The sequence below is a fragment of the Streptomyces sp. NPDC046727 genome, assembly GCF_040645635.1.
Lineage (GTDB): Bacteria > Actinomycetota > Actinomycetes > Streptomycetales > Streptomycetaceae > Streptomyces.
Genome location: NZ_JBEYYR010000042.1, coordinates 62038 through 85607 on the forward strand (window position 1 = coordinate 62038; position 23570 = coordinate 85607).

Below are 23570 nucleotides of genomic sequence, written 5' to 3' on the forward strand. Positions count from 1 at the left end.
TCGGTCAGCGCCTGGACCACGTGATGTCGGCGACCGACGAGAGGAAGTCCTCGGCGTCGAAGACCTCGCCCGGGGCGCGCATGCCGGAGGCCGTGCCGTTCGGCAGCGTCCGGCCTGCGAGGATCCGGTCGGCTGCCTCGGCGACCACCGGTGCGGTCACCGCGTAGATGTCCTGACCGACCGCGGACACGGCGCGGCGCTCGGCTCCACGCGTGACCACGACGTCGATCAGCCATGACTGCGCCGAACGGCCGTCCTCGGACACGGCGGTGGGCGCCGGCGTGTTCGGGTCCCGCAGGTCGGCGAGCGGGGCCTCGTTCATGAACGCCCGGACGTCCGAGGCCTTCAGGTGCCGCGAGATGGAGATCTGGTCGGCCGTCCCCAGCGGGCGCACCGGCTGCGTCCCGGCCGGCGCCGGGAAGTCCCAGTCCGCCGGGGTGTCCTGGCTGTCGTCGAACGGCACGAGCCGACCGCCGCTCACCGTCACCCGTTTGCCCGCACTGCGCGCTCCCGCTTTCCGGGTGCCGGCCGTCGGGTGCCAGCTGTCGAGCGCGAACGCCACGGAGATGTCGTCCGCGGCCTCCCAGTCACCCATCGCCGCGGTTGCCAGCAGGTCCGGCAGCCCCCCGAAGAAGCCCAGTGCGGGCAGGAACAGCAGACCGCCGCCGGCCAGCCGGTCCCGGTAGGTCTCGAAGCTGCGGCGGGTGACCGGCTGCTCGCCGGTGATGTCGATGTAGTGGATGCCGGCGCGCAGGGCCGCCTCGATCAGCGGCGGGGCGGTGTCGCCGAACGGGCCCGCGGCGTTGACGACCAGCGCGGCGCCCGCCAGCAGCGCGTCCAGGGAGGCCGGGTCGTCGACGGTGGCGAGGTGGGTGCGGGCGTAGGGGTGAACCTCGGCCAGGGCCTTCATGCGTTCCGGATCGCGGCCTCCGAGCGCGAGACCGAAGCCGCGCTTGTGGAACTCGTCGATGAGGAAGCGGGCCGTATGGCCGTAGGCGCCGAAGATCGCGACGGTCTGCTGCGATGTGTTCGTCTTCATGGCACCGATCCTCGGAGCCGCGGGCTGCCCGCACGAGTGTCGGAAGTGACACCGCCCGTACACTTTCGGACATGACTTTGGTGGCGATGCCCGTGTACGACGGGGCGATGCTCTTCGAGGCGGCCATCGCCCTGGAGATCTTCGGCATGGACCGCCCGCACCTGGCCGATCCCTGGTATGAGTTCGCCGTCTGCGGACCGCAGGACGCCCGGCTGGGCGGCTGGTTGCGCGTCGACACCCGGCACGGGCTCGGCGTCCTGGCCCAGGCCGACACCGTGATCGTGCCGTCATGCGACGACATCGAGGCCGATCCGCCCGAAGACCTGCTGGACGCGCTGCGTGACGCCTACCGGCGCGGCGCCCGTATCGCCTCGCTGTGCACCGGCTCGTTCGTCCTCGCCGCCGCCGGTCTGCTGGACGGGCGCGAGGCGGCCACACACTGGTCGCACGCGGCCCGGCTCGCGGAACGCTACCCGCAAGTACGCGTCAACGCCGACGTCCTCTACACCCATGACGGGCAGATCCTCACCGCCGCAGGCAAGGCCGCCGCCCTGGACCTCAGCCTCCACCTGGTGCGCCTCGACCACGGCACCGCAGTCGCCAACGCCCTCGCCCGCATCCTGGTGGTGCCGCCGCACCGTGCCGGTGGCCAGGCCCAGTACATCGCCGCGCCCGTCCCGGCTCGGAGCGGTGACGGATTCGCCGACCTGCAGGACTGGGCCCTCGACCGGCTGCACGAGCCTTTGACCGTCCAGGACCTGGCCGCCCGCGCCGGCATGAGCACACGGCACCTGACGCGGACCTTCCACCAGAGCACCGGCCTGACCCCGCTGCGCTGGCTGCACGCTCAGCGCATCAGGCGCGCCCAGGAACTCCTCGAGACCACCGACATGGCCGTCGAACGGATCGCCGCGCACACCGGCATGGGCACGGCGACGACCCTGCGCCGGCACTTCAGCGGCGCAGTGGGAGTGCCCCCGGACACGTACCGGCGCACCTTCCGCGGAAAAAACAGCGCGTAACCCATCCGACCCCCCCCGGGAGCCCGCGGTGCCGGAGGGCGTCCTGGCAGCGCCGGGCATCTCGCCGTCAGTGCCGTCGAGTAGGTTCTGTCCGTTCGGCCCGGCAGGCGGGCCGTCGAACTCGAGGACTCGTCGCTGTGAGTGTCCACATGCACATGCGCGCCGTCGCGGAATCCGAGATCCGGGACGACCACAGCTGGCTCGCGGCGTTCATGCGGGAGGCGTGGGAGAAACAGCCCGCCGAGTACGCAGCGGGCATCGCCGTCTCGATCGACAAGGTCTGGGGTGCCGTCAATGACCTCTACGCCGCTGCCGATGCCCTCGACGCAGACGCCGCCAAGCCCTGGGAGCTGCCGATCTACGGCGGCCGCCCCGTGGCACACAGCACTGACGCCGACCCCTCCAACCCGCCCCTGGGGATTCTGGAGCCGCCTGGGGTGGCACAAGCCGCTGGCTTCCTCACGAGTGTCTCTTTCGACGAGCTGTGGAACGTCGCCAGTGCCGAGCTCGTCTGGCCCGGCCGGGACGAAGCGCAGGTCAGGCAGGAGTTCCTCGACTGTCACCTGCGCCTCCAAGGGTTCTACGCACGTGCGGCTGCAGCAGGCCACGCCGTGATCAGGGCGGTGTGGGCCTGAGGCGTGGTCCCGTGTCGGTCACCAGCCACTCGCTCTGGGGGCGATGCCCGGGCTGTGCTGGAGGGGGTGTCGCCGGCCCCCCTTACCCTTGAGGCATGACCAGCAGCAGTGACCGGGCCGGAGCGGTGGACGAAGTGGGCGTTACTCGAAGCTACGAGATCCGCACCTATGGGTGCCAGATGAACGTCCACGATTCCGAGCGATTGGCCGGCCTGCTGGAGGACGCCGGGTACGTGCGGGCCCCCGAGGGGTCGGACGGGGACGCGGACGTCGTCGTCTTCAACACCTGCGCGGTCCGGGAGAACGCCGACAACCGGCTCTACGGCAATCTCGGCCGGCTCGCGCCGAGGAAGGCCTCGCGCCCCGGTATGCAGATCGCGGTCGGCGGCTGTCTCGCGCAGAAGGACCGCGACACCATCGTGAAGAAGGCGCCCTGGGTGGACGTCGTCTTCGGCACGCACAACATCGGCAAGCTGCCCGTCCTGCTGGAGCGCGCCCGCGTGCAGGAAGAGGCGCAGGTCGAGATCGCCGAGTCGCTGGAGGCGTTCCCCTCCACGCTGCCCACCCGGCGCGAGAGCGCGTACGCGGCCTGGGTGTCGATCTCCGTCGGCTGCAACAACACCTGTACCTTCTGCATCGTCCCGGCCCTGCGCGGCAAGGAGAAGGACCGCCGCACCGGCGACATCCTCGCCGAGATCGAGGCGCTGGTCGGCGAGGGCGTCTCGGAGATCACACTGCTCGGGCAGAACGTCAACGCCTACGGCTCCGACATCGGCGACCGCGAGGCCTTCAGCAAGCTGCTGCGCGCCTGCGGGAACATCGAGGGCCTGGAGCGGGTCCGCTTCACCTCCCCGCACCCCCGTGACTTCACCGACGACGTCATCGCCGCCATGGCCGAGACGCCGAACGTCATGCCGCAGCTGCACATGCCGCTCCAGTCCGGCTCGGACACGGTCCTGAAGGCGATGCGCCGCTCGTACCGCCAGGAGCGCTACCTGGGGATCATCGAGAAGGTGCGGGCCGCCATCCCGCACGCCGCGATCACCACCGACATCATCGTGGGCTTCCCCGGCGAGACCGAGGAGGACTTCGAGCAGACGCTGCACGTCGTCCGTGAGGCGCGGTTCGCCCAGGCCTTCACCTTCCAGTACTCCAAGCGGCCCGGCACCCCCGCCGCCACCATGGAGAACCAGATCCCCAAGGAGGTCGTCCAGGCGCGTTACGAGCGGCTCGTCGCCCTCCAGGAGGAGATCTCCTGGGAGGAGAACAAGAAGCAGGTCGGCCGCACCCTGGAGCTGATGGTCGCGGAGGGCGAGGGCCGCAAGGACGGCGCCACCCACCGCCTCTCCGGCCGCGCCCCCGACAACCGCCTCGTCCACTTCACCAAGCCGGCCGAGGAGGTGCGCCCCGGCGACGTCGTCACCGTCGAGATCACGTACGCCGCCCCGCACCACCTCCTCGCCGAGGGCCCCGTCCTCGCCGTGCGCCGCACCCGCGCGGGGGACGCCTGGGAGAAGCGCAACGCGGCGGAGGCCGCCAAGCCGGCGGGCGTCATGCTCGGCCTCCCGAAGATCGGCGTACCGGCCCCGCTGCCGGCGGCGACGGGAAGCGGCTGCGGCTGCGACTGAGGCCCCGGCACACCGGCCACCGATCGAGGAGTGACACCCGGCCGCCCCGCCGGGTTACGCTGCCGATCATGCTTGTCGCCGCCGCAGTCTGCCCCTGCCCGCCGCTGCTCGTGCCCGAGGTCGCCGCGGGCGCCGCATCAGAACTGGACGCCGCGCGCGCGGCCTGCACGGACGCGCTCGGCGTGCTCGCCGCCGCCCGCCCCGACCTGCTGGTGGTCCTGGGCACCGCCGAGCAGCGCGGGCACGGCACGTTCCCGCAGGGCAGCCCGGGCACCTTCCGCGGTTTCGGGGTCGGCGTGGACGTACGCCTGGGGCCCGCCGCCCACCCCGTCCCGGAGCGCGAGCTGCCGACCTCGCTGGCCGTCGGCGCCTGGCTGCTGGAGCGGACCTCCTGGGCCGACGCCCCGATCGAAGGGCTCGGCGTCGCCGAGACGCTGGAGCCGGAGCGGTGCGCCGAGACGGGACGGGAGATCGCCGGCCGGGCCGGGCGCGTGGCGCTGCTGGTGATGGGAGACGCCAGCGCCTGCCGCACGCTCAAGGCACCGGGCTACCTGGACGAGCGCGCGGCACCCTTCGACGCGGAGGTCGCGAGGGCGCTCGGAGCGGCGGACGTGGCGGCCCTGCGGGCGCTCGACCCCGCCCTGGCCCAGGAACTGAAGGCCGCCGGCCGCGCCCCCTGGCAGATCCTGGCCGGCGCCGCCGAGAACGCGAACCTCACCGGCTCCCTGCTCTACGACGACGCACCGTACGGCGTGGGCTACCTGGTCGCGACCTGGTCCTGACCCACCGATCCCACCGGGCCCAGCCGTACCGAGGTGCACGCCCCGTACCGCGTACCGCCGCGCGGCCGGGGCGTGCTTCACGGACCGGTCGGCAGGGACCGGCCGGACACCGCCGTCGGCTCAGGAAGCCGGTGGCGGGCCCTCCGGAGGAGCCGGACGGGTCGGAGTCGTCGTCGGGTCATGGGGCGCCGCCTCGGGGCCGGTCTTGTGCGCGAGGCGGTCCATCGCACCCTTCGCCTTGCCCGTGCCCGCCTGGATCTTGTCGCTGTACTTGTGCTTGGTCCGCTCGTCGACGGCCTTCGCGGCCTTGTCGATCCCGTGCTGGACCTTGTCACCGTGCTGCCGCGCGAGGTCCGACACCTTGTCCCTGGCCGGGCCGAGCTTGGCCTTCACGTTGTCCATCAGACCCATGGTCCACCTTCCCTCGCGGGGCAGTTATGTGCGGGCGCCTTCGCCGGCCTCGCTGTCGGCGGCCTCACCGGCGGACGGCTGCCGGGGGATCCCGGCATCGTCGGACGTCTCGTCCGTGCCGGCGTCCGACCGCACGGACACGTCCTCGCGTCCGTCCTCGCGTCCGTCCCCGGCCTCGTCCGCCGCCTTCGCCGCCTTCGTCGCCCCGGCCTCCCTCGCCTCCGCCGACTCCGCCTCCTCCGTCCGCGCCGCCTCGGCACCCTCCGGCTCCGTGCCGGCCTGTGCCTCCTCGACCGACGTCCCCGGAGTCGCCTTCGACCTGCCGAGAAGCCGTGCAAACACGCCCATATCCACTCCATACGGTACTCGTGCGGGCGAATTCCCGCGTCGCCCGGTGCGTACGGTTGCGCCGCCCGGGTCACCGCCTCCGGCATCCCGGCGGGCGGCACCTCGCCTCGGGCAACGACCCGGGATCAGCGTCGTCACGTAACTCGTTCGAGACCTCGCCAGGAGGTTTGCGAAACTGGTGCGGTGAGCAGTGCACCCCTCGCCCCCCGCGTCATCGCCGTCGTCGGCCCCACCGCGGCCGGAAAGTCCGATCTCGGCGTCTTCCTGGCCCAACAGCTCGGCGGTGAGGTCGTCAACGCCGACTCCATGCAGCTGTACCGAGGGATGGACATCGGTACCGCCAAGCTGACGCCCGAGGAGCGCGGCGACATACCGCACCACCTGCTGGACATCTGGGACGTGACGGTCACCGCCTCGGTCGCCGAGTACCAGAAGCTGGCCCGCGCGCGGATCGACGCCCTGCTCGCCGAGGGCCGCTGGCCGATCCTGGTCGGCGGCTCGGGGCTGTACGTCCGCGGCGCCGTCGACAACCTGGAGTTCCCCGGCACCGACCCGGAGGTCCGGGCCCGCCTGGAGGAGGAGCTGGCGCTGCGCGGCCCGGGCGCCCTGCACGCCCGGCTGGCCGCCGCCGACCCCGACGCCGGCCGCGCGATCCTGCCGAGCAACGGCCGCCGCATCGTCCGGGCCCTGGAGGTGATCGAGATCACCGGCCAGCCGTTCACGGCCAACCTGCCCGGTCACGACTCCGTCTACGACACCGTCCAGATCGGCGTCGACGTGGCTCGTCCAGAACTGGACGACCGCATCGCGCGGCGCGTCGACCGGATGTGGGAGGCGGGCCTCGTGGACGAGGTGCGCGCACTGGAGGCGCAGGGCCTGCGCGAGGGGCGCACGGCGTCGCGCGCGCTCGGCTACCAGCAGGTACTCGCGGCGCTCGCCGGGGAGTGCACCGAAGCGGAAGCGCGGGCGGAGACCGTGCGTGCCACCAAGCGCTTCGCGCGCCGCCAGGATTCATGGTTCAGGCGCGATCCCCGGGTGCACTGGTTGAGTGGGGCCGTCGTGGACCGCGGGGAACTTCCGCAGCAGGCCCTGGCGTTGGTCGAACGACCGGTCACAGCCTGATCACGTCATGGCATCGGGATGCGCCGCCGGTCATCCCGGCCTTCGGTGCCGTGCCATCATCGAGCTTCGATCGACCAAGTGGAGCCTAGTTGGGAGGGCGCGTGGCGATGGAGGCCGGCCCTCGCGACACCGCACAAAGTGCCGAGCACCTCACTGCAGAGGGTGACGATCCTGGCCGCGGCGAAGACCGCCGGACCGAGGACCGTCCGACCGACGACGGCCTGATCGACGACGGTCTGATCGGCGACGGCCTGATCGAGGACCGCCTCACCGAGGACCCTCTGCCCGACGGCCCTCTGATCGAGGACCGGCTCACCGACGACGGGCCCGACGACACCGCGGGCGGCGTCACCGCCGACGGACCGGAGCCCGAGGAGATGTACCCGGGCGGTCCGGAGGTCGAGGTCGAGCTGCGCCCGCAGCGCCGGCTGCGCATCTGGCAGCTCGCGCCCATCGTCGGCCTCGCCGCCGTCGGCTCCCTGATGTTCGCCTTCCCGCTCGCCTTCGACTTCGGCGACAGCGGCGCGGTCATCGCCATGCTCGGCCTGCTGATCTGCTCCTGCGCGGCGGGCTGGGGCATGATGGCCGCCCGCAGGGTGGGCTACACCTGGCCCGGCCTGCCCCCGCGCGGCTCCGGCCGCCGCCCCGACTGGCGGGTCGTACTCGGCTACGTCGTGCTGGTGGCCGTGGCGGCGATCCTCGCCGTCTGGCGCGTGGCAAGGCTCCGCTGAAGCACCCTTCACCGAAGGATCCCCGCAAGGGAGCGGGCGTCGCGCGATCACCCCCGCCTCCCGTCGGCCGCCCGGCGGAGCGCTCCCGTACGATCGAGGAATGAGCAGCCCCATCGCCTTCCTCAAGGGTCACGGCACCGAGAACGACTTCGTGATCGTCCCGGACCCGGAGAACGCCGTCGACCTGTCCCCTGCCGCCGTCGCCGCCCTGTGCGACCGCCGCGCGGGCATCGGCGGCGACGGGGTGCTGCACGTCGTACGGTCCGCGGCGCACCCGGAGGCCCGGGAGATGGCCGCCGAGGCCGAGTGGTTCATGGACTACCGCAACGGCGACGGCTCGGTCGCCGAGATGTGCGGCAACGGCGTCCGTGTGTTCGCGCGCTACCTCCAGCACGCGGGACATGTGGCCGAAGGTGATCTCGCCATCGCCACGCGCGCGGGCGTGAAGACCGTCCACATCGCGAAGGACGGTGACATCACCGTCGGCATGGGCCGCGCCCGCCTCCCCGAAGGGGATGTCACGGTCACCGTCGGCGAGCGCAGCTGGCCCGCGCGCAACGTGAACATGGGCAACCCGCACGCGGTCGCCTTCGTCGACGACCTCGCGCACGCCGGAAACCTGTACGCCGCGCCGCCTGTCAGCCCTGCGTCCGCCTACCCGGACGGGGTGAACGTCGAGTTCGTCGTCGACCGCGGCCCCCGCCACGTCGCCCTGCGCGTGCACGAGCGCGGCTCCGGCGAGACCCGCTCGTGCGGCACGGGCGCGTGCGCCGTCGCCGTGGCCACCGCCCGGCGGGACGGCGCCGACCCGGCCGTCACGGGCACCCCGGCGACGTACACCGTCGACGTGCCCGGCGGACGCCTGGTCATCACCGAGCGCCCCGACGGCGAGATCGAGATGACCGGACCCGCCGTGATCGTCGCCGAGGGCGAGATCGACCCCGAGTGGCTGACTCACGCACTCGGCTGACCGCCGTTCGAAACCGCGGCCGAGTGCTGGGCACCTGACGCAGACTCTAAACCTCGCCGCCGTCGCTCGAATGGGTGATCCGTTTCACGCTCGGCGAGAGGCGGTCTGTCGTACGTGATGGGCTCGATAGCATCAAGCACCGGCACGGACGGGGGAACGTCGCCATCCCTGAGCCGCGTGTGCCATGGGGCTCCGTCCGCCGGTTCACGAGCCGGAGGTGCCCATGAGTGCGGAGGCCACGAACCCTGCGACCGCTGGCCCGGTAGCGCCCACAGCGCCACAAGCGCTCACAGCGTCCGTGGCGCCCGCCGCGGCACGCAGAAAGTCCCGGCCCCGGATCGATCTGCGCCGGCTCGGCCGGGCCGCGCTGCTCGGCCCCGCCGCCCGCGGCAAGCTGCCCGACGCGATCAGCCACGTCGTGGAGGCGCACCGCGCCCACCACCCCGACGCCGACCTCGAACCCCTGCGCCGCGCCTACGTCCTGGCGGAGTCCTCGCACCGCGGCCAGATGCGCAAGAGCGGCGAGCCGTACATCACGCACCCGCTCGCCGTGACCCTGATCCTGGCCGAACTCGGCGCCGAGACCACGACCTTGACGGCGTCTCTGCTGCACGACACGGTCGAGGACACCGAGGTGACGCTCGATCAGGTGCGGGAACAATTCGGCGAGGAGGTGCGTTATCTGGTCGACGGCGTCACGAAACTGGAGAAGGTCGACTACGGAGCCGCCGCCGAGCCGGAGACCTTCCGTAAAATGCTCGTCGCCACCGGCAACGACGTGCGCGTGATGTCGATCAAACTCGCCGACCGTCTGCACAACATGCGCACGCTCGGCGTGATGCGCCCCGAGAAACAGGCGCGGATCGCCAAGGTCACCCGTGACGTCCTCATCCCGCTCGCCGAACGCCTCGGCGTCCAGGCCCTCAAGACCGAACTGGAGGACCTGGTCTTCGCCATCCTCCACCCCGAGGAGTACGAGCACACCAGGGAACTGATCGCCGCAAACGCGGCCCGTCCCGACGACACCCTCGCCGAGGTCGCCGACGAGGTCCGCGGGGTGCTGCGTGAGGCCGACATCCCGGCCGAAGTCCTCATCCGCCCCCGCCACTTCGTGTCCGTCCACCGCGTGGCCCGCAAGCGCGGAGAACTGCGCGGCGCAGACTTCGGCCGCCTCCTGGTGCTCGTGAACGAGGACGCGGACTGCTACGCCGTCCTCGGCGAACTGCACACCTGTATGACGCCGGTCGTCTCGGAGTTCAAGGACTTCATCGCCGTACCGAAGTTCAACCTCTACCAGTCGCTGCACACCGCCGTCGCCCGCGCGGACGGCCAGGTCGCCGAAGTCCTCATCCGTACCCACCAGATGCACAAAGCCGCTGAGGCCGGAGTCGTCGCGCTCGGCAATCCCTACGCTCCTCCTTCGGAGGAGCAGTCCCAGGCGGCCGACGGCGAGCGCGCCGACCCCACCCGCCCCGGCTGGCTCTCCCGGCTCCTCGACTGGCAGCAGGCCGCCCCCGACCCCGACACCTTCTGGTCCACCCTGCGCGAGGACCTCGCCCAGGACCGCGAGATCACCGTCTTCCGGCCCGACGGCGGCACCCTCGGCCTGCCCGAGGGCGCCACCTGCGTGGACGCCGCTTACGCGCAGTACGGCGAGGACGCGCACGCCTGCATCGGCGCCCGCGTCAACGGCCGCCTGGCCACCCTCAGCACCGTTCTGCGCGACGGCGACACGGTCCAGCTCCTGATGGGCCAGGACCCGGCCTCCGAGCCCTCCCGCGAATGGCTGGAGCACGCCCACACGCCGGCCGCCCGCATCGCCATCCAGCGCTGGCTGGCCACCCACCCCGGCGGCGGCACCGGCACGGCCGAGCCGGCCGGCACGGGCGCCGAGCCCGCCGCGACCGGCGCAGCGCCGCGCGCGGCATCGGTACCCGACGCGGAGCCCGCGCCGGCCCGCCCCGCAGCCGCCGCGGGCGCCTCCGCCACGCGGGGCGCGGACAGCGCACCCGCCCCCCGCCCCCGGCGCGCCGACGTCCTCCTGGACCGGCCCGGCGCCGCCGTACGGCTCGCCGGGTGCTGCACGCCCGTGCCGCCGGACGAGATCACCGGCTTCGCGGTACGCGGGGGAGTGGTGACCGTGCACCGCGTGGAGTGCGCCGCGGTGGCGCACATGAAGAACAGGGGGCGCGCGGAGATCGGCGTGCGCTGGGGGGACACCGCCGAATGCCGGGTCACCCTGGTCGCTGAATCGTTCGGCCGCCCCCATCTGCTCGCCGATCTCACCGAGGCGATCGCCCTGGAAGGCGCCGAGATCGTCTCCGCCACCGTCGAACCGCCCAGCCAGCAGCGGGTGCGCCACACGTACACCCTCCAGCTCCCCGACGCCGCCCACCTCCCGGCCCTGATGCGCGCCATGCGGGACGTACCGGGGGTGTACGACGTGAGCAGGGCACAGCACCAGGCGCCTGCCTCCTGACGACGGCGTCCGGCCTACCCGTTCGGGTGGGCCGGGCGCGCGTCGCCGCCGCGGGACGGGCACGCCCTGGTAGCGGTGGTCCATGCTGCTCACCCCTCGCCCTCGCCGCCGGACCCAGCTCAGGAGGTCCCGGCACCGGAAGGCGGCCCTGCTCGCCGCCGCCGTCTCTGTCTGCCTCGTCGCCGCCGCGGCTCCGGCCGAACCGCTCGGCGTCGGCGACCGGCTCTACCCGTACCTGGGCAACCCGGGCTACGACGTCGCCTCGTACGACCTGTCCCTGACCTACCCCGGTACCAACGACAAGCCGCTGCAGGCCGTCACCACCATCGACGCCTGGACCACCGCCGACCTGGAGCGGATCAACCTCGACTTCACGCACGGCAGCGTGCGGTCGGTCGAGGTCGACGGACGTCCCGCGGACTTCGCCAGCGCCGGTGAGGACCTGGTCGTCACCCCCGAGGAGCCGCTGTCGGAGGGCCGCTGGACCCGGATCACCGTGCGGCACACCAGCGACCCCGTCTACGGCAAGGACGAGCAGGGCGGCTGGGTGCGCACCTCCGACGGCCTCGTCATGGCGAACCAGGCCGACGCCGCCCACGTGGTGTTCCCCTGCAACGACCATCCGTCCGACAAGGCGATGTTCACCTTCCGGATCACCGCGCCGAACGGCTACACCGTCGTCGCCAACGGCGTGCGCGCCGGCGCCGACCGGACCGGCCGCACCACCACCTGGACCTACCGCACCCAGCACCCCATGGCCACCGAACTCGCCCAGGTGTCCATCGGCCGCTCCGCCGTGGTGCGCCGCGAGGGACCGCACGGACTGCCCGTGCGCGACGTGGTGCCCGCGGCCGACCGCAAGGCCCTCGAACCCTGGCTCGCGAAGACCCCCGACCAGATCGCCTGGATGGAGAGCAAGGTCGGCCGCTACCCGTTCGAGACCTATGGCGTGCTCATGGCACAGGCCGCCACCGGCTTCGAACTGGAGACACAGACACTCTCCCTGTTCGAGAAGAGGCTGTTCACCGAGCCCTCCTTCCCGAAGTGGTACCTCGAGTCGGTCATGGTGCACGAGCTGTCCCACCAGTGGTTCGGCGACAGCGTCACCCCGCGCAGCTGGTCCGACGTCTGGTTGAACGAGGGGCACGCCACCTGGTACGAGGCGCTGTACGCCGAGGAGACCGCCCACCGGTCCCTCGCGGACCGGATGAAGGCCGCCTACGGCGCCTCCGACCGCTGGCGCGAGGCCGGCGGCCCGCCCGCCCGGCCCAAGCCGCCCGCCCCCGGCCAGAAGATCAGCATCTTCCGACCCAACATCTACGACGGCGCCGCCCTCGCGCTCTACGCCCTGCGCCAGGAGATCGGCCGACCGGCCTTCGAGCGGCTGGAGCGCCTCTGGGTCCTGGAGCACCGGGACACCACCGCCACCACCGCCGACTTCGTCCAGCTGGCCTCGGCCGTCGCCGGCCGCGACCTGAGCGGCTTCCTGAGGCCCTGGCTGTACGGCGAGAAGACCCCGCCGATGCCCGGCCACCCGGACTGGAAGCAGGTGGCGACGGCCAAGAACGGCCCGCCCCGGACCCGCCGATAACCCGGTGACGAGACGTGCCGTACCGTGCGACCATCTAGGGGTCGGCGCGCGCACCGGGACACGGGAATCTCCCGGGGTACTCGTGCGTTGAAGGGACAAGCGGTCCAGGTGACCGCCGTCCGACGCCGGAACGGCACTCTCATCGACGTAAGGATCCAATGACCTCCTCTTCTTCCCCTTCCCAGGACACCAAGCGCCTCGCGCACGCCTATCCCGAGGGTCTTCGGGCCGATGCCCTGATGGAAGAGGACGTCGCCTGGAGCTACGAGATCGACGGCGAGCGGGACGGCGAGCAGTTCGACCGCTCCGAGCGCGCGGCCCTGCGCCGCGTCGCCGGCCTCTCCACCGAGCTGGAGGACGTCACCGAGGTCGAGTACCGCCAGCTCCGCCTGGAGCGGGTCGTGCTCGTCGGCGTGTGGACCACTGGCACCGCGCAGGACGCCGACAACTCCCTCGCGGAGCTGGCCGCCCTCGCGGAGACCGCGGGCGCGCTCGTGCTCGACGGCGTCATCCAGCGCCGCGACAAGCCCGACGCGGCCACCTACATCGGCTCCGGCAAGGCCGCCGAGCTGCGCGACATCGTCCTCGAAACGGGCGCGGACACCGTCATCTGCGACGGTGAGCTGAGCCCCGGCCAGCTGATCCAGCTGGAGGACGTGGTCAAGGTCAAGGTCATCGACCGTACGGCCCTGATCCTGGACATCTTCGCCCAGCACGCCAAGTCCCGAGAGGGCAAGGCGCAGGTCGCGCTCGCGCAGATGCAGTACATGCTGCCGCGGCTGCGCGGCTGGGGTCAGTCGCTGTCCCGGCAGATGGGTGGCGGTCGCGGCGGCCTCGCCACGCGTGGCCCCGGTGAGACCAAGATCGAGACGGACCGGCGACGGATCCGCGAGAAGATGGCGAAGATGCGCCGGGAGATCGCGGACATGAAGACGGGCCGCGAGATCAAGCGCCAGGAGCGCCGGCGCAACAAGGTGCCGTCCGTCGCCATCGCGGGCTACACCAACGCCGGCAAGTCCTCCCTGCTCAACCGCCTCACGGGCGCCGGTGTCCTGGTCGAGAACGCCCTGTTCGCGACCCTGGACCCGACCGTCCGCCGCGCGGAGACCCCGAGCGGCCGCCTGTACACGCTGGCCGACACCGTCGGCTTCGTCCGGCACCTGCCGCACCACCTGGTCGAGGCGTTCCGCTCCACCATGGAGGAGGTCGGCGACTCCGACCTGATCCTGCACGTGGTGGACGGCTCGCATCCGGTACCGGAGGAGCAGCTCGCCGCCGTGCGCGAGGTGATCCGGGACGTCGGCGCCACCGACGTACCCGAGATCGTCGTGATCAACAAGGCGGACGCGGCCGACCCGCTGGTCCTCCAGCGGCTGCTGCGCAACGAGAAGCGCTCCATCGCGGTCTCGGCGCGCACCGGCCAGGGCCTCGAGGAACTGCTCGCCCTGATCGACACCGACCTGCCGCGGCCGTCCGTCGAGGTCGAGGCGCTCGTGCCGTACACCCACGGCAAGCTGGTCGCCCGCGCCCACACCGAGGGCGAGGTGATCTCCGAGGAGCACACCGCGGAGGGCACCCTGCTCAAGGTCCGGGTGCACGAGGAGCTGGCAGCGGACCTGGCGCCGTACGGCCCGGTCTCCGCGGCCTGACCCACGGCAACACGAAGGCCCGTCACCCCACCGGGGTGACGGGCCTTCGTCCTGCTCACTGCCCGGCGAACTGCTTGCTCACCGACTCGTACACGCCCTTGGCCACGTCACCCAGCCGGGGACCGGCCAGCCAGCCCGCGCTCACCGGGCCGATGGACGTGTTGGACACCAGCATGGGCTTGCCGTCCGCGCCCGTCTCCACCCAGCCGCCGCCGGAGGAACCACCGGTCATCGTGCAGCCGATCCGGTACATCGTCGGGTCGGACTGCTCGATGGAGAGCCGGCCCGGCTTGTCCTGGCACCGGTACATCAGCTGACCGTCGAACGGCGCCGCCGCCGGGTAGCCGGACGCGGTGATGCTGTTCACCTTCGGCACCGCCGGCGCGTCGAAGTTCACCGGCAGCGCCCCGCCGACCGTCTCCTCCAGCGACTTGCCGGCGCTGCCCTGCTCCGGCGTCACATGGATGACGGCGAAGTCGTACGAGGCGCCGTCACCGCCCGTCTCACCGCCCTTGCTGATCCACTGCTGCGAGGTCTTCGCCGCGTCGGCCCACCACACCCCGTACGGCGCGACCTCCGACCGGCTGGCGTTCTGCAGCTCGGCCGACGACATGCCCTGGTTGTTGTACGACGGCACGAACGCGAGGTTCCGGTACCAGCCGCCCTTCTTGCCGGCGTGCACACAGTGCCCCGCCGTCCAGACCAGGTTGGACTTGCCCGGGTGCGCCGGGTCCTGCACGACCGTCGCCGAGCAGACCATGGTGCCCTCGGGCGAGTCGAAGAGCAGCTTGCCCGAGGTGGCCGCGCTGGTGTGGTACGGCGGCGCGACCGCCTGCGCCTTCACCGGCTGCGGCGTCGGGTCCGTCACGCCCTGGTCGCCGGAGATGTCGTTGTCGTCGACGCCCTGGTCCGGGTCGTCGGCGTCACGCATCCGGTCCGGGTCCCACAGGCCCTTGATGATCGGGTTGACGAAGTCGTTGGCCTCGCGCAGCCAGTCGTCCTTGTTCCAGTTCTTCCAGGCGCCTTTCTTCCACTTGTCGATGTCGATCCCGTGCTCCTTGAGCCTCTTCTTGAGGTCCTCCGGGATCGTGATCTTTCCGTCGCGGCTGCCCGCCGCGGTCGCGGTGGCGTTCGCCTTGCCGTCGGCGTTGTCGTCGTCGTTGCAGGCGGTGGCGGTGAGCGCCAGCGCCGAGACGAGGGCGACCGCCGTCAGCGAGGTGGAGGTGCGGCGACCGCCCCTACCTCGCCGAGCGGTGAACGACGGCCGTATGGATCGCATGGTCTGGACTCCCCCTGCTGTGAAAGGAACTCGGCGCTTCGGCCCCGACACCGGCGGCGAACTCATGGAAGGTTCATGCCGGTCTCACGACCTTGTGGGAACGGGACCACACACTATGCGGTCGCTGCGGGGGAGTTCCGACGGGGCGGCAACGGTTCCGTCACAGGCCACCTGAACAGGGCCTTGAGACCGGCGGACCACGAGTTGGACGCCGACGGTCGTCCTTCCCCCGCTCGTGGCACAGGCGTTGGGGCCTGCTCGCGCCACCAAGCAGGGAGATGGGGCACGTGACCCACACCGCCCCGCCAAGGAACTCGGGGCGACCCCGTAACCGCCCGAACGGTCCGCGGTTGTAGCCGGTGGGGCCTGCTGCCAGTGCCCGGTCCCCGAGGATCAATTCGCCTTTGAACAGCGGGGAGGACAGCACGCCGTGGCCGTTACGGAGTCGATGGCTGGAGGCACACCGGGAGACGCGCGGGCCGTGCACGAGGGGATCCTGAGACGCCAGTCGGCGCGTGAGTCCTCGGCACGCACCTACGCCCGCGCACTGCCCATCGTGCCCGTCCGGGCGCGAGGGCTCACCATCGAGGGCGCCGACGGCCGCCGATACCTGGACTGCCTCTCCGGCGCCGGCACCCTCGCCCTCGGCCACAACCACCCGGTCGTGCTGGAAGCCATCCGCAGCGTCCTCGACTCCGGCGCCCCCCTCTCCGTCCTCGACCTCGCGACCCCCGTCAAGGACGCCTTCACCACCGAACTGTTCCGCACCCTCCCGTCCGGCCTCGCCGACCGCGCCCGCATCCAGTTCTGCGGACCGGCCGGCACCGACGCCGTCGAAGCCGCCCTCAAACTGGTCCGCGCCGCGACCGGCCGCACCGGCATCCTCGCCTTCACCGGCGCCTACCACGGCATGACCGCCGGAGCCCTGGCCGCCTCCGGCGGCGCCCGAGACGTCCAGGTCGCCCGCCTGCCCTACCCGCAGGACTACCGCTGCCCCTTCGGCGTCGGCGGCCCGCCCGGCGCCGAACTCGCCGCCCGCTGGACCGAGTCCCTCCTCGACGACCCCAAGTCCGGCGTACCGCTGCCGGCCGGGATGATCCTCGAACCCGTCCAGGGCGAGGGCGGGGTGAACCCCGCGCCGGACGACTGGCTGCGCCGCATGCGACAGCTCACGGCGGACCGGTCCATCCCGCTGATCGCCGACGAGATCCAGACCGGAGTCGGCCGCACGGGCGCCTTCTGGGCCGTCGACCACGCCGGCATCACTCCCGACGTCATGGTCCTGTCCAAGGCCATCGGCGGCAGCCTCCCACTGGCCGTGATCGTCTATCGCGACGATCTCGACACCTGGCAACCCGGCGCCCACGCCGGCACCTTCCGCGGCAACCAGCTCGCCATGGCCGCGGGCACCGCCACCCTCGCCTACGTCCGCGAGAACGCCCTCGCCGAACGCGCCGCCGCCCTCGGCTCCCGCATGCTGACCCAACTCGCCCCACTCACCCACGCGTTCCCCTGCGTGGGAGACGTACGAGGACGCGGCCTCATGATCGGGGTGGAGCTGGTGAACCCGGACCCCGACGACGCCACCGCTCGCCCGGGGTCCGTCGCCGACGACTTGGCCGGACCGCTTGCCGACGCCTTCGGTGCCGCGCCGTCCGAGCTGGAAGCCGCCTGCCAGGGGCCTCTCGCCGGCGACCTGGGCGCCGCGCCGGCCGGCCTGAAAGCCGCCTGCCTGGGCTCCCTCGTCGACGCCCCCGGTGCCGTGCCGGCCGGGTTGGAACCTGCCCGTGCTCCGCGCCCGGCCGCGCCGCAACTCGCCGCCGCCGTGCAGCGTGAGTGCCTCCAGCGCGGACTGATCGTTGAACTCGGCGGCCGTCACGCGTCCGTGGTCCGGCTGCTTCCGCCCTTGACGATCAGCGACGAACAGGCGACGGCCGTACTCGACCGCCTGACCGACGCCGTGGCCGCGGCAGCCCGCCACCACGAGACCCACGGCCCACACCAGCAACGACACCCAGGCGCTGCCGAGCACGCGGGCTGAACACCACGCCCGCCACACCCGGCCGCAGCCCCCGACACCAGCCTTCGTTCCGCTAACCCATTCCAATCCCCACTCCACCCCTTCCTGGGCATCCACCGGCAACCACCGGCCCCGAGGCACCGGCGCCAAGACAACCGCGACGGAGCGAACGGACGGAACGAGCCCGCACCACCTCACTCCAGCCCCAGAGGAGCCGTCATGAACGCCACCCCTACCCCCGACGGCCGCTCCGGCGCCCCCGACGACCAGGGAGGCTCTGCCGTACCGCTCACCGAGTCGGTCCCCCAGCAGAAGAAGCGGGAGGTGGATCCGACCCGACTGACAGTGCCCGGCGCCGACCCGCTGGAGGACCCCGATCCCAGCACCGCGGCCCAGGCCGCAGCCGTCGAGAACCTGCTGCGGTGCTGGGTCCGCGAGACCGGCCTCGCCGCTCCCACGACCGGCAGCGTCCGCATCCCGCTGCCCGCCAGCGGCACCGCCCTCATCGCCCCGGTCCACTACTGGTCCCCCACGGGCTGGCACCGCTTCGGCCCACCGCGCCTCGCCTACGCGCCCGACACCGCACCACCCGTCGACGCCGTCACCCTCACCGCACTGCTGGTCAGGGAGTCAGCCGCTGCCCCGGGCAACACCACGCGCCCCTCTGTGCCCACACCCGCCGGCCCGGGTGATGGCACCACCCCTGACACCGACGATGGCGCGGGCCGTGGCCCTGGTGGCGGCAGCGGCCGCGGCTCCGATGACGGGGTTGGCCCCGGTGATGGCGCTGGGCTCGGCCTCGGCAACGGCGTCCGTCGTGACCCGGGCGACGGCGCCGGTCGTAGCCCCGGCGACAGCAGCGGCCCCACCGCCGGCCTCCGCCCTGGCGATGGCACCACCACCCCCAGCAACGGCAGCGACCTCGCGGCCAGGGTGGCCGACTCCGTCCGCCGTATCGCGGTGTTCATCCGGCACCGGCGCGAACACCCCGCCGACACACCCGACCTCTTCCTCAGTGCCGAACAGGCCCTCCTCCTCGGGCATCCGCTGCACCCGACCCCGAAGAGCCGGGAAGGCCTGACCGAGGCCGAAGCCGACCGGTACTCACCGGAGTTGCGCGGCTCCTTCCCTCTGCACTGGCTGGCTGTCGCCCCCTCTCTCCTCGCCACCGACTCGGCTTGGACCGAGCGCGGCCGTCCCGTACCCGCCGACCACCTCATCCGACGTCTCGCCGGCACCGTTCTGCCGCTGCCCGACGGATACACCGCGCTGCCGTTGCACCCCTGGCAAGCACGCGAGGTACGGCACCGCCCGTCCGTCGCCGCGCTGCTCGACTCCGGACTCCTCCGTGACCTCGGCACCATCGGCACTTCCTGGCACCCCACCTCCTCCGTACGAACCGTCCACCGAACCGGTGCCCCGGCGATGCTCAAGCTCTCGCTGGCCCTGCGCATCACCAACTCCCGCCGCGAGAACCTCCGCAAGGAACTCCATCGCGGTGTCGAGGTGCACCGGCTGCTGCGCACCGGCCTGGCCGAGCAGTGGCAGGCGGCTCACCCCGCCTTCGACATCGTCCGCGACCCGGCCTGGCTCGCCGTCGACGCCCCGGACGGCCGGCCCGTGCCAGGACTCGACGTGGTGATCCGGCACAACCCGTTCGCCCCGGCCGACGACGTCGGCTGCGTCGCCGGACTCGTCTCACCGCGTCCTCGCCCGGAGCCACAAGCCGGCACCTCGCCGCGCCACACCACTTGGCCGATGCGGTCCCGCCTGGCCCAGCTCGTCGCACATCTCGCCGCCCGCACCGGCCGACCCGTCGGTGCCGTCGCCACGGAGTGGTTCCTGCGCTACCTGGAACACGTCGTCCGCCCCGTTCTCTGGCTGGACAGCGCGGCCGGCATCGCCCTCGAAGCCCACCAGCAGAACACGCTGCTCCTGCTGGACGGCGACGGCTGGCCCGCCGGCGGCCGTTACCGTGACAACCAGGGGTACTACTTCCGTGATTCCCGGCGAGCCGAACTGGACGCCCGGCTGCCCGGCATCGGCGACCGCAGCGACACCTTCGTCCCGGACGAGGTCACCGACGAACGCTTCGCCTATTACCTCGCGGTCAACAATGTGCTCGGCCTGATCGGCGCCTTCGGCTCCCAGCGCCTCGCCGACGAGCGACTGCTCCTCGCGGCCTTCCGCCGCTTCCTCACCGGCATCGCCTCAGGACCCGCCGCGCTGCGCACCTCCCTGCCCGGCCTCCTGCTCGACTCACCCGTCCTGCGCTGCAAGGCCAACCTGCTGACCCGGCTGCACGGCCTCGACGAACTCGTCGGCCCGGTCGATACCCAGTCCGTCTACGTCACCATCGCCAACCCCCTTCATTCCTGAGCGAAGTACTTCTGCGCACCACCTGAGCGGACCGCCCCTCCAGCGGGCCGCACCGACTCCCGCACAACCGAGGAACATGACCCACCTCGTCTCCTGAGAGGAGCGCACCGTGCCTCCCACCGACGCGAGCGCCGGCCCCGGCCCCCACGCGACCACCGAGGGCCCCCGGAACTCTCCGCTCGGCCGCTTCACCGTCGCGGACGACGACCCGGACAGCGAGGACACACTGGACCTGCGCCTGCCGACCGAGTTCGTGGACCTTTACGTCGGAGCCACGGCGGGCCTCCTCGGCCGACCCGCCACCTGGGGCCCGGTCATGACCCCCGTCGGCTCCTTCCAGCTGGAGCCCGTGCGCATCGATCAGCACCTGCCGCTCGTCCATCGCTGGATGAACGACCCCGCCGTCGCGGAGTTCTGGGAACTGGCCGGGCCCCGGAACCGGACGGAGGACCACCTGCGGACCCAGCTCCACGGCGACGGGCGCAGCGTGCCGTGTCTCGGTGTGCTCGACGGCACACCGATGAGCTACTGGGAGATCTACCGCGCGGACCTGGATCCGCTGGCCCGCCGCTACCCGGCCCGTCCCCACGACACCGGGATCCATCTCCTCGTCGCTGACGTCGCCGACCGGGGACGAGGACTGGGCTCCGCCCTCCTCCGCGCCGTAGCCGACCTGATCCTCGACCGTCGTCCTGCCTGCGCACGTGTCGTGGCGGAACCCGATCTTCGCAACACCCCCTCCGTCGCCGCGTTCCTGAGCGCCGGGTTCCGATTCGCGGCCGAGGTCGAACTGCCCGGCAAGCGGGCCGCCCTCATGATCCGGGACCGAGTCCTGCGCGATGTGCTGTAGCGCCATGTGTTCGGACGCTCACAATGAGATACGAACGGCGGATCCGCGGTGTTCCCGCGTCGAAGAAAAACTTTCGCGGGTGTCTCGCAGCGCCCAGCCGCTGGCGTCCCACGTCGCACAGACGCTGGTGCGCGCCGCCTGGGCGGAGGCGTGCGGCACGGCCCAGACCTTGGTGTACACCGCTTCAGCACTGGTGCCCGGCGCCGGTGTCCCGCAGCGCCGACGCCTTGCCCCGCCCGACGAACGCCTACCGCCGAGCCGGTCGACCACCCCCCAGGGCACCGGCCCCAAGGCCTCACCGATACATCCCCGCCCGACACATTCCTGACCGCGCAAGCCCGACCGAGCCCCGCCATCAGCGCCGGCTCACAACCAGCCCAGCCCATCACCCCGCCCAGCAGCGACCGACCACCACCACACCAGCCCCCCCCAGCCCACCACCCCAGGAGCCCAGTCCGTGATCCCACCCCCCGCCCCCGCGATGACCACCCGTTTGTCAGTGCTGGGCCGTAGGGTGGTCAGGCTATGACGAAGCCCTCCCTCTCCGAACTCCTGCACGCCGCCGTCTCCGCCGTCGGCGGCACGGAGCGCCCCGGCCAGGTGACCATGGCCGAAGCGGTCGCCGAGGCGATCGACGACGGATCCCACCTGCTGGTCCAGGCCGGCACCGGCACCGGAAAGTCGCTGGGCTATCTCGTGCCCGCGCTCGCGCACGGAGAACGGGTGATCGTCGCGACGGCCACACTCGCCCTGCAGCGCCAGCTCGTGGAGCGCGACCTGCCGCGTACGGTCGACGCCCTGCACCCGCTGCTGCGCCGCCGCCCGGAGTTCGCGATGCTCAAGGGCCGGTCGAACTACCTGTGCCTGCACCGGCTGCACGAGGGCATGCCGCAGGACGAGGAGGAGGGGCTCTTCGACCAGTTCGAGGCCGCCGCGCCCACCAGCAAGCTGGGCCAGGATCTGCTGCGGTTGCGGGACTGGGCTGACGAGACCGAGGACGGAGACCGGGACGACCTCACCCCGGGCGTCTCGGACCGCGCCTGGGCTCAGGTGTCGGTGTCGTCGCGGGAATGCCTGGGCGCGTCGAAGTGTGCGTACGGCGCCGAGTGCTTCGCGGAGATGGCTCGTGAGCGGGCCAAGCTCGCCGAGGTCGTCGTCACGAACCACGCACTGCTGGCCATCGACGCCATCGAGGGCGCCCCGGTGCTGCCGCAGCACGAGGTGCTGATCGTGGACGAGGCACATGAACTCGTCTCGCGTGTCACCGGCGTCGCCACCGGCGAACTCACGCCCGGCCAGGTCAATCGTGCCGTGCGCCGTGCCGCCAAGCTCGTCGACGAGAAGGCGGCCGATCAGCTCCAGACGGCCGCCGAGGGCTTCGAGCGGCTCATGGAACTCGCACTGCCGGGCCGCCTGGAGGAGATCCCGGAGGACCTCGGCTACGCCCTGATGGCGCTGCGCGACGCAGCCCGCACGGTGATCTCCGCGCTCGGCGCGACGCGCGACAAGTCCGTCCAGGACGAGGACGCGGTCCGCAAGCAGGCGCTGGCCTCGGTGGAGACGGTGCACGACGTGGCGGAGCGGGTCCTGAACGGCTCGGAGTGGGACGTCGTCTGGTACGAGCGACACGACCGCTTCGGCGCCTCCCTCCGGGTCGCCCCCATGTCCGTCTCCGGTCTGCTCAGGGAGAAGCTCTTCGCCGACCGGTCCGTCGTCCTCACCTCGGCGACGCTCAAGCTGGGCGGGGACTTCAACGGCGTCGGCGCCTCCCTGGGGCTCGGCCCGGAGGGCATGGAGGGAGAGGACCTTCCGCAGTGGAAGGGCGTCGACGTCGGCTCGCCCTTCGACTACCCCAAGCAGGGCATCCTGTACGTCGCCAAGCACCTGGCGCGCCCCGCGCGCGACGGTGAGCGCGCCGACATGCTGGACGAGCTGACCGAGCTGATCCAGGCGGCCGGCGGGCGGACCCTCGGCCTGTTCTCGTCCATGCGGGCCGCCCAGCTCGCCGCGGAGGAGCTGCGCTCCCGGATCCCCGAGTTCCCGATCCTGCTCCAGGGCGAGGAGACGCTCGGCGAACTGATCAAGAACTTCGCGGCCGACCCCAAGACGTGTCTCTTCGGCACGCTGTCGCTGTGGCAGGGCGTCGACGTCCCGGGCCCCAGCTGCCAGCTGGTCGTCATGGACAAGATCCCGTTCCCGCGTCCCGACGACCCGCTGATGAGCGCGCGCCAGAAGGCGGTGGAGGACGCGGGCGGCAACGGCTTCATGGCGGTGGCGGCCACCCACGCGGCCCTGCTCATGGCGCAGGGCGCCGGCCGTCTCGTCCGGGCGTCCGGCGACCGGGGCGTCGTCGCCGTACTGGACCAGCGGCTGGCCACCGCCCGGTACGGCGGCTACCTCAAGGCGTCATTGCCGGACTTCTGGTACACCACGGACCGTAACCAGGTCCGCAAGTCGCTCGCGGCGATCGACGCGGCGGCGAAGCAGACGGAGGCGGAGACGGCGGCGAAGTGATCGCGAGGGGGGCGTGACCGGCGCCGTTCGCGGCCATCCGGTCGTGCCCGGAGTCCACCGCCGGGATGCTGGACGCGCCCGGCACGGTCACGCCGAGCGCCTCGGCGGCGGCGGTGAGCGT

The 23570-nt window shown here is 72.1% G+C and carries 18 protein-coding genes; 14 read left to right on the forward strand and 4 right to left on the reverse strand.

What is annotated here, in order from left to right:
- Window positions 1-4 precede the first annotated feature (4 nt).
- Entirely contained in the window at window positions 5-1039 is a 1035-nt protein-coding gene (locus ABZ937_RS35915; RefSeq protein ID WP_361698300.1) for a saccharopine dehydrogenase NADP-binding domain-containing protein, read from the reverse strand.
- A gap of 71 nt (window positions 1040-1110) precedes the next feature.
- On the opposite strand from ABZ937_RS35915, the gene ABZ937_RS35920 reads away from it, so the two are divergent.
- The 4 genes from ABZ937_RS35920 to ABZ937_RS35935 all read left to right on the forward strand — a co-directional run bounded on the left by ABZ937_RS35920 (window position 1111) and on the right by ABZ937_RS35935 (window position 5106).
- Window positions 1111-2061 carry a helix-turn-helix domain-containing protein gene (locus tag ABZ937_RS35920; RefSeq protein ID WP_361698302.1) on the forward strand — a complete coding sequence of 317 codons (951 nt, stop codon included), beginning with the start codon at window positions 1111-1113 and terminating at the stop codon, window positions 2059-2061.
- A gap of 137 nt (window positions 2062-2198) precedes the next feature.
- The gene (locus ABZ937_RS35925) at window positions 2199-2696 is read left to right on the forward strand and encodes a DUF1877 family protein (RefSeq protein WP_361698304.1); all 498 of its coding nucleotides are present in this window, start codon (window positions 2199-2201) and stop codon (window positions 2694-2696) included.
- Between the two features lie 95 nt (window positions 2697-2791).
- Window positions 2792-4324, forward strand: a complete 1533-nt coding sequence (gene miaB, locus ABZ937_RS35930) for a tRNA (N6-isopentenyl adenosine(37)-C2)-methylthiotransferase MiaB (RefSeq protein ID WP_361698306.1) — start codon at window positions 2792-2794, stop codon at window positions 4322-4324.
- 68 nt (window positions 4325-4392) lie between these two features.
- Entirely contained in the window at window positions 4393-5106 is a 714-nt protein-coding gene (locus ABZ937_RS35935) for a class III extradiol dioxygenase subunit B-like domain-containing protein (protein ID WP_361698308.1), read from the forward strand.
- A gap of 120 nt (window positions 5107-5226) precedes the next feature.
- On the opposite strand, the gene ABZ937_RS35940 is transcribed toward ABZ937_RS35935, so the two are convergent.
- Together ABZ937_RS35940 and ABZ937_RS35945 are read right to left on the reverse strand one after the other, a co-directional pair.
- A complete protein-coding gene (locus ABZ937_RS35940) occupies window positions 5227-5517 on the reverse strand; it encodes an antitoxin (RefSeq protein WP_361698310.1) in 291 nt (96 codons plus the stop codon).
- A gap of 24 nt (window positions 5518-5541) precedes the next feature.
- Window positions 5542-5865: a hypothetical protein gene (locus tag ABZ937_RS35945; RefSeq protein ID WP_361698312.1), complete on the reverse strand. Its 324-nt coding sequence runs from the start codon at window positions 5863-5865 to the stop codon at window positions 5542-5544.
- A gap of 183 nt (window positions 5866-6048) precedes the next feature.
- Here ABZ937_RS35945 and miaA point away from each other — a divergent pair, with 183 nt between their 5' ends.
- The 6 genes from miaA (at window position 6049) to hflX (ending at window position 14407) form a co-directional block, all read left to right on the forward strand.
- Window positions 6049-6987: a tRNA (adenosine(37)-N6)-dimethylallyltransferase MiaA gene (miaA, locus tag ABZ937_RS35950; RefSeq protein ID WP_361698314.1), complete on the forward strand. Its 939-nt coding sequence runs from the start codon at window positions 6049-6051 to the stop codon at window positions 6985-6987.
- A gap of 107 nt (window positions 6988-7094) precedes the next feature.
- On the forward strand, window positions 7095-7718 hold the full coding sequence (locus ABZ937_RS35955) for a hypothetical protein (protein WP_361698338.1): 624 nt from the start codon (window positions 7095-7097) through the stop codon (window positions 7716-7718).
- A gap of 100 nt (window positions 7719-7818) precedes the next feature.
- Window positions 7819-8688, forward strand: a complete 870-nt coding sequence (dapF, locus tag ABZ937_RS35960; RefSeq protein ID WP_361698316.1) for a diaminopimelate epimerase — start codon at window positions 7819-7821, stop codon at window positions 8686-8688.
- A 223-nt stretch (window positions 8689-8911) separates the two neighbouring features.
- A complete protein-coding gene (locus ABZ937_RS35965; RefSeq protein ID WP_361698318.1) occupies window positions 8912-11167 on the forward strand; it encodes an HD domain-containing protein in 2256 nt (751 codons plus the stop codon).
- A gap of 82 nt (window positions 11168-11249) precedes the next feature.
- Window positions 11250-12758: a M1 family metallopeptidase gene (locus tag ABZ937_RS35970; protein ID WP_361698320.1), complete on the forward strand. Its 1509-nt coding sequence runs from the start codon at window positions 11250-11252 to the stop codon at window positions 12756-12758.
- Between the two features lie 158 nt (window positions 12759-12916).
- The gene (gene hflX, locus ABZ937_RS35975) at window positions 12917-14407 is read left to right on the forward strand and encodes a GTPase HflX (RefSeq protein WP_361698322.1); all 1491 of its coding nucleotides are present in this window, start codon (window positions 12917-12919) and stop codon (window positions 14405-14407) included.
- 55 nt (window positions 14408-14462) lie between these two features.
- Here the strand turns inward: hflX and ABZ937_RS35980 are convergent, their stop codons facing one another.
- Window positions 14463-15686 carry a hypothetical protein gene (locus ABZ937_RS35980; RefSeq protein ID WP_361698324.1) on the reverse strand — a complete coding sequence of 408 codons (1224 nt, stop codon included), beginning with the start codon at window positions 15684-15686 and terminating at the stop codon, window positions 14463-14465.
- A gap of 448 nt (window positions 15687-16134) precedes the next feature.
- Here ABZ937_RS35980 and ABZ937_RS35985 point away from each other — a divergent pair, with 448 nt between their 5' ends.
- The 4 genes from ABZ937_RS35985 (at window position 16135) to ABZ937_RS36000 (ending at window position 23449) form a co-directional block, all read left to right on the forward strand.
- Window positions 16135-17727 carry a diaminobutyrate--2-oxoglutarate transaminase family protein gene (locus ABZ937_RS35985; protein WP_361698326.1) on the forward strand — a complete coding sequence of 531 codons (1593 nt, stop codon included), beginning with the start codon at window positions 16135-16137 and terminating at the stop codon, window positions 17725-17727.
- Between the two features lie 198 nt (window positions 17728-17925).
- Complete coding sequence (locus ABZ937_RS35990) at window positions 17926-20085, forward strand: IucA/IucC family protein (RefSeq protein WP_361698328.1); 2160 nt, start codon at window positions 17926-17928, stop codon at window positions 20083-20085.
- 226 nt (window positions 20086-20311) lie between these two features.
- Window positions 20312-20935, forward strand: a complete 624-nt coding sequence (locus ABZ937_RS35995) for a GNAT family N-acetyltransferase (protein WP_361698340.1) — start codon at window positions 20312-20314, stop codon at window positions 20933-20935.
- 525 nt (window positions 20936-21460) lie between these two features.
- Window positions 21461-23449, forward strand: coding sequence for an ATP-dependent DNA helicase (locus tag ABZ937_RS36000; protein WP_361698330.1), 1989 nt, complete (start codon window positions 21461-21463; stop codon window positions 23447-23449).
- The last annotated feature ends 121 nt before the right edge of the window (window positions 23450-23570 follow it).